The 14,516-nt window shown below is 62.7% G+C and carries 3 protein-coding genes; all 3 read right to left on the bottom strand.

The features are described from left to right. Nucleotides 1-206: 206 nt before the first annotated feature. From IPN02_02480 to IPN02_02470, 3 genes are read right to left on the bottom strand one after another with little or no spacing between them, the layout of a single operon-like run. Nucleotides 207-6,494: a DEAD/DEAH box helicase gene (locus tag IPN02_02480; GenBank protein MBK9295746.1), complete on the bottom strand. Its 6,288-nt coding sequence runs from the start codon at nucleotides 6,492-6,494 to the stop codon at nucleotides 207-209. Next, nucleotides 6,491-11,275 carry a restriction endonuclease subunit M gene (locus IPN02_02475; GenBank protein ID MBK9295745.1) on the bottom strand — a complete coding sequence of 1,595 codons (4,785 nt, stop codon included), beginning with the start codon at nucleotides 11,273-11,275 and terminating at the stop codon, nucleotides 6,491-6,493. Before IPN02_02475 ends, IPN02_02480 begins: the two co-directional genes overlap by 4 nt. Beyond that, nucleotides 11,250-14,063 carry a DEAD/DEAH box helicase gene (locus IPN02_02470; protein ID MBK9295744.1) on the bottom strand — a complete coding sequence of 938 codons (2,814 nt, stop codon included), beginning with the start codon at nucleotides 14,061-14,063 and terminating at the stop codon, nucleotides 11,250-11,252. Before IPN02_02470 ends, IPN02_02475 begins: the two co-directional genes overlap by 26 nt. Nucleotides 14,064-14,516: the final 453 nt, after the last annotated feature.

The raw sequence follows: 14,516 nt of genomic DNA, 5'->3' as shown, positions 1-14,516 counted from the left end.
CGAGACGAACGACGACTCCTCGCACGGACTGGTCGACGCGAACGGTGCGGATTCGGTCATCCCGGGTTGCGTTTGGCTTCTCGAGGTGCACTCCGGTGTGTGTAGCGTCCTCGAACTTGCCTGGCAGTTTGCGAACCTTCTGTCGAACGGGGGTTCGAGCTTGACGAAGTCGTCCAAAAACTCCTTGGCGAATAAGAGCGTGGCCATCAGCGAACTCCTTGCTCGAGGGTCTCGACAAGAGACTCTTGTGTCCATCCAGCAGGGCTCCGAAGATCCCATTCCAGGAGGGTGGTCGGCCGGGCAACATTGCTTGGCAGAATCCCAACCTTGCTGGCTGGCCAGGCGACCTCGATCGGTGTGTCGTCAGCGTCCCCTGCAGGAAAGGCAACCTCGAAGTCGGACCAACCGGCATCGATCGCATGCTCGGCGAGAACTATGGCAGCGGCATCGAAGACGTCGGCGAGGAGATCCTCATCGGAAGATGAAAACTGTGTCGACGGAACCGGACCGGTTGAAGCTGACTCCGTGTGGCTGTAGGTCCGGGTGGTCGTGATCACCGCATTCTCATCGAGAAACTGGAGGATGTTTCCAAGATGGAGCCAGTCAGTCCACCTTGCCTTGTCGGGCTCAATAGATGTGTCGTGCGAGACGATGGCGGTCAGGATCTGAGCACGTCCACGTTCAAGGATGGAGCCGCCGTGCTGACCGCTCTGCGATGTCCACGTAACCGCTGCGATACCTGTTTCGTGATCGGAGGGCTGGACGACGTCGCCGAAGGCCAGCTCATCGACTGCTCGTCCGATGTCGTCCACCGGGAGCGTGTGACCATTCCCCGGGGCAAGGCTCGTGGTCAGGGCCAGGGCCCGCCATGCTTGGTCATCGGGATGAGCGAGGTAGTGCACCAGCTGGTCGAATGCACCGAGGGAATGAGCGCTGAATGCCGGATGGCTGGCACCGAATGCTTGCTTCGCTCCTTGTGCGGAGGAGTGGAGTACGGGGTTTGGCAACGGCGTTGCCGAACCGACCGTCAAACCCTGCGACACCGCCGTGAGCGTCGCCTTCACGTCGTGCCAGGTAAGCGCCCACACCCGGGTGCCGCCTGCTCGGACTGACGCGCGGCGGGTGGAGTCCTTATCGACCTGGTCGGGGTCGCTGCCGTGGAACTCCCAGCCGTCGAGATAGATGGCTACGGGAGCGGATCCGGTGGCGTCGACGCGGGTGGCGTAGAAGTCGGGCTTGGTGCCGTGGGCAGCGAGGTTGACCTGCTCCCGTAGCTCCCAATGGGGTCCATCCTGGAACCGCACGTCGAAGCGGGCGAGGCTCGCATGGTCGGGATCGGGTCTGGCGGTGACTCGGGCGGGCCCGTCCGTCGACCAACGATGCAGGAGCGCTTTGAACATCCGTTCCAGTTCGGATTGTCGAACGTTCGAGAGGTTGACACCGGTGATGGTGCCATCCTCGGCGGGCTTGAGGTCCCAACCAGTGAGGATCTCATCGAGCAACTGGAGGGCGACATCGCGCGAGACGAGCGGGATCTCATGGCGGCCCACGGCGGTGAAGAGGCAACGGTGGCAGCCGGGCTGGCCTCGGGTTTGGCACTCGCATGTAGAGATGAGTTCGACAGCGCGGGTCAGGATCTCGCGGAGTCGTTCAGGGTCGGCAAGTCGGGGGAGATAGCCGGTTCCGCCCGGAACCGTGTCATGGACGAGAACGAATCGGTTACGGTCATCCGGCTCGCCACCGGGAGCTGGGAAATCGGTCTGGATCACGCGGAGGTGCGACGGGTCGCCACCGAACGAATCCCGGAGGCCGAGGAGCAGAGCCGCCTTGAAGGACAGCACCCGTTCGATGGCCTCGAACTCCGCGACCGGAAGCAGAATTCTGACTGCCTCGGTAACGAGTTCGTGAGCGAGAACGAGGCTGTCCCATTGCTCCTTGCGCGCGCCAGACCGGACCTTGCACCACGTGCGGTGGTGGTTCGAGTCTTCCGGGTCGCGTGTGTCACCGCGGATGCCGTAAACGCCGCCACAATGCCGACAGACGGTGAAGAGTGAGACCGGGGCGTCGTAGCCATCGATACGGACCTGACGGGACTGACCGGAGCGAGACCCGTGCGGGCCGAGGTTGAGATAACGAATACGGGCGGCTCGCGCCGCCTCGACGCCGAACACGATCTTGGCGTGGAGATGAGCGGCGGTGATGTCGTCAGGTGCGATATCGACGGAGGTAAGGACCTCATGCCATTCCTTCTCGCGGTCTTCGCTGTCGTCGCCGACTCGCGCCGAGGTCTCCCGCTCCGTCGACGACACGACCCGCATCGGCAGGACCGTGAGCATGGCACCCTGGTCAGCGACTCCATTCGATCCGCATCGCGGGCAGGTGACGACGGTGGTGCTCACATCGGCTGATGCCCAAGCACAGGACGGGCAGAAGCGCCACGTTGCGTGGGCCGGTTCGCTCTCGGTGCCATTATCGACAGAGTCGATTCGCACCCGGTGCGCATCGACGTAGAAGTAGTTGCCCGGCGCCAACTCGCGAATGGCGATGGAAGCTGGCCTGGTGTATTCCTCCGCCCTTGACGTGAATCGTTTGCTCTGTTCGTCTCCGGGGTCGTAGCCGTCATTCGGACCCCAGAGGTTCACCTCAAGGGTGACGGTGTCGTCGAAAAGGGTGTAGTTGGGCAGCAACCCGAGACTCTCCAGTGCACCAAGAGTGTCCTGGCTCTTGGCTCGGATGATTCGACTGGCGGTGTACCGCAACTCGGCCACGACCCGTCCGAGCGTGTCCTTGTCCTCATCGGTCGGGTTCTCCAGGGCGACGAGTGGCTTCTCACGTTCGCGCAGCCGGTCTCGTTGGTTGGTGAGGGTTTTGATGTGCACCCACCATCGATCGATGACCCGTTCGACGTGAGGTCGCATGTCGACGGAGGCCCAGGAGGCCAGACGCGTAGAAACGGAAGCGTCGAGGTGTTGCCCAAAGAGGCCTACAAATCGCGTCACCAAGTCTCGGGCCCTACCGGCTTCGAGGATCTCGGCAAGCCAGCCGCCTGGTTGGAGCCCGGACGAAGCGATCTGCCCAATGGTTCGTGGCATCTGCCCTGCGCTGGGGATGAGACCGTCAGCGCCTTCGGCGGCTCGATCGAGCAGGAACGCCAGGTACTGGCGACGGAGGATCTCAATGGCGTCGAGATAACAGCTCGGTGCGGTGATGTCGCCGGCAATCATCAGTTCCGGGTCGTGGAGAAAGTACAGGCTTCGGGGATCACCCTCGGCGAATGTCGTAACGAACGCATTTCCCGTCTTTCGGCCGGCACGACCCACGCGTTGGATGTAGCTGGATTGCGTTGGCGGGACTGCGGTGAGCATCACGGCCGAAAGGTCGCCAATGTCGATCCCCATCTCGAGCGTGGGTGTCGCCGCTAACACGTTGGGGGCATCAGGCGTTCCCCCATCCTTGAAACCGGTCTCGATGAGCTCCCGCCGCTGGCGTGTGAGCATTCCGGTGTGTTCGGCGGCGACGACCCGCCGGATCTGCCCGGACCGGTAGAGGTGGCGGTAGTAGTTCGTCGGCAATGTCGACGCCGGTTTATAGGTGCCCGTGCACCGCAGCCGAAGGCAGGGTCGGCCATTCCAATCGTCGAATCGCTCAGGTGTGGCGTAGTGCCGGTGCGCACACAGCTCGCACCGGAGTTCAGTCCGGGGAAACCCGTCGACAGATGGGGCAATGTCTACGAACTCGATGCGATCGGCGGGAAGGCCCCACACCGTCCCTTTGGTGGAAGTCCGGGCGCCGAGGATCTCTTGCTCGGTGAGCAGGTGGAGAAGGTCTCGGAGCGCCTGGTCGGCTGCTGCTCCTTCGATTCCCAGCACCTTCTTCGACCAGAGACGGAGCCAGCTTTGCGGTCCGGTAACGGGATCGAACTCATCGGATTTGGCGGAGGAATAGAAGGCAGGCGCGGTTATACCCTTCGGGAACTTGGGTGCGAGACGGTCGCCACCACCCCAAATGCGCCAGCGGTTGCCATTCTCGGCGACGTACCGGTCGAGGAACGGGTGGAAGATTCCGCCGCGGAGTCTCAGGCGTTCGATGACTCCGTGGATCCACGTTTGGATGGTGACGGCGTCGGTGAGGAGCAGGCCGGTGTTGGCCTGCACTGCCTCGGTGGCGAACTGGACGAGGTTGGTCCACTCATCGTCGGTGATCAGCACCTCGGCAATGGCGGTGCCCGTGGTCTCCAGTGTTCGGCCGAGACGCGATCGCACCCCTGCTTCGAGAATTGCGTCGAAACCGAGTCGTTCGGCCAGACCGTCGCGGGCTTCCTGGGCGGCGTTAGTCCCGGGTGATTCCCATGACGCTGCCAACCAGCCCTCCCACAGAAGGTCGGGCGGGACGAGTGCGAAGACGTCGTCGAGCGGGCGATCACCCTGGTCGGCCTTGGTGAGGACGACCTCGGCGACGCGCTGAAGTGGCACGCGTCCCTTTGACTGGAGCGCACCGGAGAGGGTGGCCCGGAGATTAAAGCGATGCGTTCGGCCCGAGAAGAATGCGGCGCGGTGGGAGGCGTCCTGGACCGAGTCGGTGAAGGCGAGCAGCTTGCGTTCGTCGTCGGCGACGTAGTCGGAGCCGAACATCTGGGTGATGCTCACCGACGCGAGCGTCGTGACCCGTGACCCGAGGAACCGGATGGCGTCTCGGGTGCCGCACGACGGGCATTGTTGGCGTTTGGCGGCTTCGTCGCGCGATTCTTCGGTGGACTCTTCGCCGGTCATCCCGGCGACGAGCACAGGGATACGCGTTGCTTTGTCGTCATCGCCCTTGTGGACTTGACCGCTGGCGGGGTCGAGCCAGAGGACGTCCGGCTCGGGCGCGTTGGCTCGAAGCATCGTCCTAGTCCGTTCGCGGTCCCGCACCGACACGAGATAGGGGTCGGTATCGTGGTCATATACAAGACGTTCGATCGCCGCAGCACCCTGTCCCCCGGCTCGGTTCACGACCCCGAGCCAGCCGGACCGGCCGCATGAGGTGCAGTACACCGATGGCAGCTCGTGGGTAGCGTCGTCATGATCGTTTGGTGGTGAGTCCGCCCAGCGGAACCCGGGCGTGCCAGACACGAGACGCTTGAGACGCGTGACTTCTCGTATCCACAGCTGCACCTCGACGGAGAAGAGCGGTCGGATCCCACCAGTACTGGTGCGGCCCTTGGCCTGCGAAACCAGGGCGACAAACCGCTCGAGGCCTTCTTCGACTGCGTCCACGTCGCGCGTCAAAGCCTCGCCCCACTCGGGGATCTGCTGTGCCACGCCGGCGACCGCATCGGGCCACCGGCGGGGACGGTCAGCCGCGACGCGGAGCAGGCTTGCCGTGACTCGATGCCGTAGTAACCGATCGCCCACGGACTTGGCGTCGTCGAACCCCTCGCCGGTGAAAGCCTCGGCTAGCGCGTCGAGGTCAAGCGGATCGAGAGCGATCAGATCTTCCGGGCTAGGGACAGGCATCCCAAAGTCGATGTCGCCGCATACTTCCGCGACGGTTCGCCGCTGTTCCCCGATGATCGACGACGCATCGAACCGCACTCCGAACACGCGGGATGCGAAGCTGCACATATCGGCCGCTGCTGTCGGGGACGACCCGAGCGTGGCTGACGTGCCAACACATCCGACGCCGGTGAGCGGCGAAGCTGTGGTCGCTGTGTTGAGGCGATACCCGAGTCGCCGGAGCAGCATTGCCACGTCGGTGCCCTGTGCGCCGTCGTACGTATGGAACTCGTCGAGGACCAGGTATTTCAGGGGCTGCTCCCAACTGTCGTCGTCGGTTGGCCGGGTATTTGCCGCCCACAGGCGTTGCCGAGTCCAGTTCGTCAGGAGCCGGTCGAGCATCTTGTAGTTGGTGAGAAGGATGTCGGGTGGGTCGGCTTGCAGTTCTGCCGGGTCGGAGATGAGGTGCGATCCGTCCATCGCCCGACGTGGACGGATCGAGCCATCATCGCCGATCCACACCCCTCCGCGAACACCGGCGGCTTGAGCTTCCGGATCCGTGAGGAGCGCTGCGATACGTCGCTCCTGGTCTGTGACGAGGGCGTTCATGGGATACAGCACGAGCGCCTTGATGCCCCGCTGGCCCCGACCACGAGCAGAGATAGCGTGATCGATGGCCGGGATCAGGAAGCCCTCCGACTTACCAGAACCGGTCCCGGTGGTAATCAGGGTTGGCTTCGGCGTCCGCCCTCGACCAGAAAGCCGCTGCCACGCCAGAAGCTGGTGCAAGTACGGCCGAAACCCGGGAGGTGCCCACGCAAGGCCTAGGTCCGAATCGTCAGGAGCTTCGACAAACGGCAGCCGGACACGCAGGTACGGACCACGGAAGATCCCGTCTACCTCATCCAAGAGAAACTCGGTGAGTGTCTTGTAGGCCTCGTCCTCGGAGAGCGCGAACGTCGTTGCGAGGTACTCGACGATCGAGCCACGAAGCTCCCGAGCAACAAGAGACGGAATCACGACGCCAAACCACTGGGTGTCGCCGGGTCGAGGCCATATCGTTCGACGAAGACGTCGTAGGCACTCGTCATCGCTTCGACCCGATCGGCAGAAGTGAAGGGCGGTTCGAACGGCCCGAGATCAACGTCGCGATCTCCCCCGAGGTAAGCAGAGACCCGGTCCCACACCCTGACCCATCCCCGGGTTCCTTCCTCCTTGGCCTGTGCTTCAAGCTGCGCCTGAAGAAATCCGTGCTGGTGCCAGTCGCCGCAGAGCTGTCGACCTTTAGCGTCGAACACCATCTGATGCTCGTAGGCACGCAGCACTGGGAACTGGGAGTTGTAGACGGCGGTCAACCCAGCCGGGTCGACTCCCAGCACAAGTGCCCCGAGTGCATCAAGCTCGGTGAGAAGCAGCCACCTGTCAAGGTCTGTCCGGACCGGAACGCCCATGTCCCAGGTAGTTGGAGGCGAGGCGATAGAGCGGGTGGCACGTGCACTATCGGCGAAATCGTCCTCGGTCCAATGCTCGGAATGTAGCGAGCTCCAGAGATCAGCGAAGTCGTCGGTCAGGCAGTTGAGCCGGGCCACGCGGTGGAGCACAGGCGCCGAGAACGTACTTTCCTTTCGCATCGCCGGAAGTCGCCCAATTACGCCTTCGGTCACGTCGGTGGTATCGGTAATTCGGATGAAGAAGTCGGAAAGCAATCCCGACAAAACGCCGACAAGCAGGGCGGTGTCGGTCTCGTCTGCGTAACCCCCGAAGTAACAGATATTGGTAGCGATCGGCCCACGCGGGCAGAGTGACACAAACAGCGATCGGTACGTGTTGGAAGGAATGCGCTTTCGTACTATGGCTCGGAAGCTCTCCGAGTATGGAATGCCATCCCACGTTTCAAGCGATGTCGCCAACGCTGACCTGCTTGCCTTGCGTTGCCAATTTGTCCGTGGAATGTGTGACTCTGAAAGCTCGTTGAGATCAATCTCGTCGTAGTCCTGCTGATGCAGCCCACTTAGCCTGGGCTCCTTCTGGAACGGATTGGAGATACCGAAATGTGGGCCCTGAAGAACGACGTCTGTCCATGCAGCGGGCCGGTCCGTCCGTTGCTCAAGTAGCCCTGCGCGCTCGGCCGCAGACTCCTCGACTCCGCGTGTCCAGAAAAGGCCCTGAGATCCGAGCCTGTGCGAATGTCTGCCAAGGGCCTCGGCTGCCGCAGCCTCAGCTGACGTTACGTTCTTGATAACCGGCGATGAAGGCGGCTCGCTGTAGGCCAGGAGTGCTGCCCAGGACGAAAGCGTGCCAGCGTCGACCTCGACAAACCGTTCTGCGTGTGGCCGAAGGTCCCAGCCCCCCGCAGGCAGCTTGCGACCGGGAAGCTCTCCGGTACCGTCGTGTCCGATGCTGCGATCGACGACTGACGGGTGATACAGAAACGCTGCCTGCGTAAACGACGGATCCTCCCGCTCAGATGAGTAGACGTGGACCCCGTACTCACGCGTATCGCTGATCTCTGCGAACAGCATGAGTTCGTTGATGAAGTGGTAGTGACGCCGGTAACGCCGGTATGCCGTCGCACGAAGTTCCGCTGCCTTCGGGTCGCTCAAGAAGCCCTCTGGATGAAGCAGCGCTGTCACACCGCCGCTGGCCTGTCGACGCCAGGAGTTGGTGATGAAGAGCAGGTACAGGTTGTTCTGTTGTCCGACAAGGAGCGGTTCGCGGGACCCTGCACCCAGCAGATCGTTGAGACCTTCGTTCTCGGCGAGCTCCGTCATGTACTGCTTGCGGGCAGCTGGGGCAGCGAGCACGACGCCGCGGCGTTCAATCCGTTGCTCTTGCGTGATCGACGGCGCTACACCAAAAAACGGGTCGTACTCTGCGAGCACGAAATCATCCGACCATCGGGGCCGCACCCAGGGCGGGTTCCCGACCTGGAGCTCGAATCCGCCACCATCGAACACAGTCGGCTGCTCAAGCTCCCAGTGAAAGAACGCTTGGTCAGCTGCGATGTTCCGGCACTCCCGTAGCCATGGGTGACGTTGAATGACCTCCACCACCGAGGCCCGCCCGAAACTCTCGACCGACTCAAGGGTCCCATCGGCAAGCTCGTTCGGCGTGAACAGCTCGCCTGTGTCTGCCGAGTCCGGCTGCCCCAGAAGGAGCTCGCCGGCCTCAATCCACGCATCGACGCTGGGCAGCAATGATCCGTTCGCCGGACCCCACATCCAGAGCGCGCACCATGCGTCCATGAGGAGTCGGAGTCGAGCAGACGGACCTTCTGGATCGTTGAACCTGCCGCTTCCACCTGACGGCAACTTGGCCGAGTTCCTGCCCCAGAGGTTGACAGCGCGAGAGTTCGCCCGCAGGTAATTCCGTCCATCTTGAGCGGCGGTCGCCCACGCTCGGTCCACACGCCGAGCGAGGGCCTGCAACCGGTCGAGCTGGTGTTTGGTCGGCACGGCGTGGGCCCGCTTGCGCCAGGCCCGAACGGTCTCGGACCACTGCTCCGCCAGCCCTGGCCTGGGATGCTTACCGCCGACACCCTTAAGCTCGCCGGCGGACGCAGCTATGCCCCATCCTTCGCCCGGGAGAAGGAAGTGATGGATCCCGGATGCCTCGCCGAGTGGGACATCGTCAAAGGGAAATTCGGTCGGAGCGACGGCAGGCTTGCGGTTCGTCCCTTTCCACGGCTGCTTCTTCGCCTGCTCGACGGTGTATACGGCGCGGCGGGCACCGATCAAGCTGTTGCCACGACGGAGCCGGGCGCCAAAGTGGGGAGCACGGAGCCCGGGGTACATGCAGTTCAGCCACAAGCTGACCTCAGCGAGCTCGACCGCAGTGGGGTTGAGGTCGACGCCATAGCACTGGTTGATGGCGAAGTGGGCCTTCGTCTTCTGTAGTTCGAGCTGGTACTGATCGGGGTCGATAATCTCGCCCGCCTCGTCTTGGGCTGCCTTGAGATAACGCTCGGCGAGCTGGATGATCGCTTCGTTGAGGAACGCGCCGCTGCCGAGCGCTGGCTCACACACGGTGAGCTCGAGAACGTCAGCGGCAGCCAAGTCGGGATGTTCCTCCCAGTACACGTCGAGGGTATGGCGGACGGTGAACTCAGTGAGTACCTCGGGTGTGTAGTAGCTGGCTGACCGCTGACGGTCTCGGCCAGATAACCGGAACACAAAATCGCCTTCACGATACCGGACAGGTCGCTCCTGCCCCTCCGCTCCCTCGACGAGAAACACGTCGTCGGGGAACTCCTTGGCCCGGTCGACCGGGATGACCCAAGAGCCGTTGTCAGGGTCGCCATCATTGGCAATCTCGAAGAGCTCCTCAGTCGCGAGGAACCCCTTGTAGGCCATGAGGCCCTCGTACACCGCGCCCAATTGATTGATGCCAAGGGTCGCGTAGCTCAGGGCCTGCCGGCTACGACCGCGCTGTTCCTTCGAGAAGCAGAGGTTGGCGAGTACCTGCTGCAGTGTTTCGTCGGTGATCCTGGAACGGTCGAGCAGCGGGCAGGCTCGCTCGGAGAACAGCGTCGACCCCAGACCAGGGAAGGTCAATCCTCGAGCATCGATCTCCAAGGTCGCTTCAGGCTCATACCCGTCGTTGACGAGGCGGAACAGGACCGCTAGCGACTGCTGGAGATGGGTACTTTCACGAGCTCGATCATCATGAAGCTCGGTGAGGGCGGTTTCGCGGAGCCTGGCCAGGCTGTATCCGGCCTGGTAGTCCGGGTCGTCAACGGGGAGGATGCCAAGCTCGGGACGAGCTTCGGCGAACAAGAGCACGATCACTCGGTAGAGGTAGCGGAGACTCTGGAGGGTGAGGTCGTCGGGATCGATCTGTCGCCATGCGCCCTTCTGCCGGTGGCGGATGTCCCTCACGACGGCATTGGCGAGGAGTTCGACGCTGCGTCGGACGCCATGTCGCAGCTCCTTCGAGACTCCGGCCGACTCATTGGCGGCCTTGTCGAGAAGTGCAGTGAGAATCGACTGGGCGTCCTCATCGGGATCGATGGCGTCAGCACTGAACAGGGCGGCGATCGCAGACAGTTCACCTTTCGCTCGGTCATCGTTCCGTGCAACTGCGTTGTCGAGGTTGGCGGCAAGAAGGACGCCCTCCCCCCATCGATCGCGATCGAGCAGTGTGATCGACCCTCCTGAAGTAATGAGGAGGTAGTTCGGGGGGTCGTCGGCGGTAAAGATGAGCTGAGCTGCTTCGAGGGCGGTTCGTCCTTCCGCCTTGCCCCCAACTCGCACGGGGTCGAGCAGCGTTCCAGCCGGAGCCGTCTTGGTAGCGACGACCGTCGAGGGGTCCGTGGCGAAGACCCCGTCAAGAGCGAGGAGCAATAGGCCGGTTGATGTCTCACAGACGTGGGCAGTTGGAATCTCGAGCGTCTTGTCGCCGGACGTCAGCGTCACTACCTCGTCGCGATTCGGCATCCAGCCCAGAGCCAGCAACACCTCGTCGTTGAGGTCGCGGAGCGCCTCAACCGAGTCAGTCGACAAAATACCGAGATCGAGTCGTCCGTCGTCCGTCTCGCCATCGGGCGACGTGAGGGCGGCATCGACCCGAAACTTGTCGAAGGCGTTGGAGAGACCGCGAACGCGACTTCTCGCCGTACGGTCCCCCTTGCGTTCGGCGGCGTCCCATCGCTTATAGAGCTCGTCGAGACCGGCGTCGAGTCGGTACGAAAGGAAGTAGTCACTGAAGTAGGCCTGGTTGACGACCGAGGGCAGGCTCTTCTCAGCCGACGCTGCCTTATTTGTCCGAGGAGCCATGTCAGTTCCTCGGAACAAGCGCGCCAATGACGCGGATCAGCGGTGATGGGGCGGCTGTGTTATCGGCAATCAACCCTTCGATCTGACGGGTCACCCGATCGATGTCAGAGAAACGACGGTCGCGATGCGGGCCGGGCTTCATCTCATCGGCAACGGCCCGTGCGCTGATCTGCCATCGTTCGAGCCTCGTTCTCGTGGCCTCGAGCCGCTCGCTGACCTTTTCCAACGGCCCTTCCATATGCGCCGCAAGGTTGCTTTCGACGGCGGTGACGATCGGGCCGAGCTGTGCCTCAACCACGGCCATGTCGCCTTGCCAGACAGGGTTGACCATGCCTTCAGCAACACCGGCGGCCGCAAGGGTCGGGAACATGTCCGCAAATGTGACCATCTCGTCCTCGATCGTGGCGGCCAGCCATACAGAGGCGATCGGCTCACCGAGCTTGTTGGACCAGACACCGGAGACGAGAACGGTGGGGGCGTCGACTGCACATGCAATGGCGATGGCTTCGTTGCGTTGGACCCGGTAAAGGAGTTTGTCCGCAAGCCAGTCGAGTACCGGATGCTGAGGACCGAGGTAGTGGACTTCGGGCCAGGCGGTTCCGGTGTCTCCCGAATCGGCTTTGGCATTGACGGCGTCATCGAGCGATTGGGTGGCCACACGCTGGTCGGTGGTGAGTCGCAGTCGACCGGCCAGGTTGCGCTGACGCAAGTATGACTGCGGGAGCGCATCGAGTCGGCGCAAGAGATCCTGGGGCGGCTCGAAGCTCAGGACCTGACCGTCGGTCTCCCAGCCGATCTGGCTCAAGTCGCCGTAGACCAGGGTGGCTCCGACCCTGAGGAAGTCATCCGGGCAGTTGAAGAGCGAAGGGACCGGGCTCGTGGCAACCGGAGGCGCTGATGACTCTGCTTCAGGCGGGGTGTCGAGGCCGGCGAACGCCCACGGATCAAAGGTGTTGGCTGTCGGCACGGCTTCCTCAAGCGCCGCTTCTCGCTCGTCGGTGGTGCGCTTACGCAGGGCATCGATAATCGCGCTCTGCTCAGCCGATTCGCTGTAGAGCCCCATGACAGACGCTGCATCACCCAACGCTTTGTGGGCGGTGTTCTCCTTCTCGACGAGCTTCGACACGACACGAACGTCGCTGGCGGTCTCCTCATCGGCAGGGTTGTAGATGAGGTAGCGGATTTCCGGGCGGTGGAGTTGGCCATAGCGATCAATGCGGCCGTTGCGTTGTTCGAGGGTGATCAGCGACCAAGGGAGGTCAAAGTGGATCAGGTGATGGCACTGCTTGTGAAGGTTCACGCCCTCAGACGCGATATCGGACGTCACGAGGACACGGATCGGGGCCGAGGCCATCGAGAACGCCTCAACGATCTGTTGTTGCTCCTCGTCGCTCTTAGAGTTGTGGAACGTCTCGACCTGCTTGTCAGCCATCCCGAGTTCGTCCCGAACGGCTTCAGCGATCCAATCAAGGGTGCGAACACGCTCGGAGAAAATCACAACTCGGACGTTCGACTCCTTGTCAACCCCGATCTCGCGGAGCGTGGCGACAAGCTTCGCGAGCTTGGCTGGTGCGTTGTCCATCGCCTCCTGGGCCTTGACTCGGAGGCGGCGGAGCGCTTCGACCTCTGGGGAGTCAGTCGGGGTCGACGGATCAAGCGGAACCGCTGTCCCGTATTTGTTGAGGCGGTTATCGATCGACTCGGAGAGCGCGGCTGGTGAGGAGAGCGCTCCCTTCAGCAAGGTGTAAGGAAAGAGGCGATCCTCGCAGGGGGCGGACTTCTCGGGGTTCAGCCAGGTCTCGCTCAGTTCTGCAAAGACCGCTTCCTCATCAGGGCTCGGTATTACGGCGACCGGAACGGGCTCGGCGCGTTCGGCCCACCGGTCGCCAATGACCGCTTCGACGTCGGGTGACTTCTTGTGACGACGAATGACCAGGTGCTCGATGTCCTCGGCCGTGACCTCCTTTGGGTCCGGAACAGCCGTCGGATCGAGCAGCGAGATCAACTCGGCGAAGGACTCCGATTTTCCATTGTGCGGTGTCGCGGTCGTGAGGATGAGCGCGTCGGCATTAGGTGCGAGGACACGAGCGACCTGACTGCGGAGGCTCGCCCTATTGGTCGCGCTGTGGGCTTCGTCGATCCACACGGCATCCCAACGGACGCGCTCCAGATGGTGCCGGTATCGACTGGGATTCTTGATTGTGTCGATCGAGACGATGACACGGTTGAAGTAGGTGAACGGGTTGCGACCTGCCGGGATCCTCTGCCGGACCCGCTGGATTCCTTCAGAGTCGAGTCGAACGAGAGGAAAGGCACAGCGGCACCACAGCTCGTGTTGGATCTGATCGAGGATGTGCCGAGGTACGACGGCCAGCACCCGGTTGGCTCGGCCGCGTCGTTGAAGTTCAGCAAGGAGCATCCCAACCTCGATCGTCTTGCCCAGCCCGACGGCATCGGCGATCAAGAGCCGGGGCTGCAGCTGCGTCGTCGCCTTGCGGAACGGCTCACGTTGGAATGGCAGATCATCAGCGAGCAGCAGGTGGCCGACGGTGAGATCCGTATTCGACACGGGGACTGGGGTCCGGTGGAGAACGCTCTCAAGAACCAGCCTGGTCTCGACCCCGCTTGGGGAGGTATCTAGGCGAAAACGGGTTCGAGTCGGATCCTCCGGCTCGATAACATCGAGATCCGAGAAGAACGATGCAGCCTGATCGCGGACGAGTTCGCTCCGGCCGATGCAACGAACGATCGCCCGACTTCCCATCGAATGTCGTTCGAGTTCGATGACCTGCCAGTCCTGGTCACGCACGATCACGCGTGAACCCGCTGCGATGAGATCCAGTTGTTGCGCGCTTGTCGCCGACTCTGCCAAAACCCACTCCCCTAGGACTGCGATCTCTCACGGTAGCGACTAGCGAGACCCGACGATTCATTCCCGCCAATCTGCGAGCGTGGCTCGCAGCCCTTCACGGTTTCGCCCCCTCCGCCGGAAAGGTCGGAAGGACCGGAGGGTTGAAGTTCGGGAATAAGACTTGCAAGCGAGGACCGCGTCGCAGCGCTGGGAGCTCGTTGAGATGCCCTAATCAATTAATGGCCAGCAGGTTGGCGACGTCCAGCAAGCTAGCTGCGGTCTCCTTTTCGCCTTACCGAGGTTCCCTCCCTCGGGGGAGGGCAGTTCCTGCATCGCGACTCACTCCATGACAGGTCGTCAGCGATGGTGACCTGGGCCGAGCCTTGAGTACCACGCTCTTAACGACCGGAAGAACTG

The organism is Candidatus Microthrix subdominans (assembly GCA_016719385.1).
GTDB classification, from domain to species: domain Bacteria; phylum Actinomycetota; class Acidimicrobiia; order Acidimicrobiales; family Microtrichaceae; genus Microthrix; species Microthrix subdominans.
Note: the sequence above shows the minus strand (reverse complement) of the source record. Positions and strands in the feature narration are given on the sequence as shown.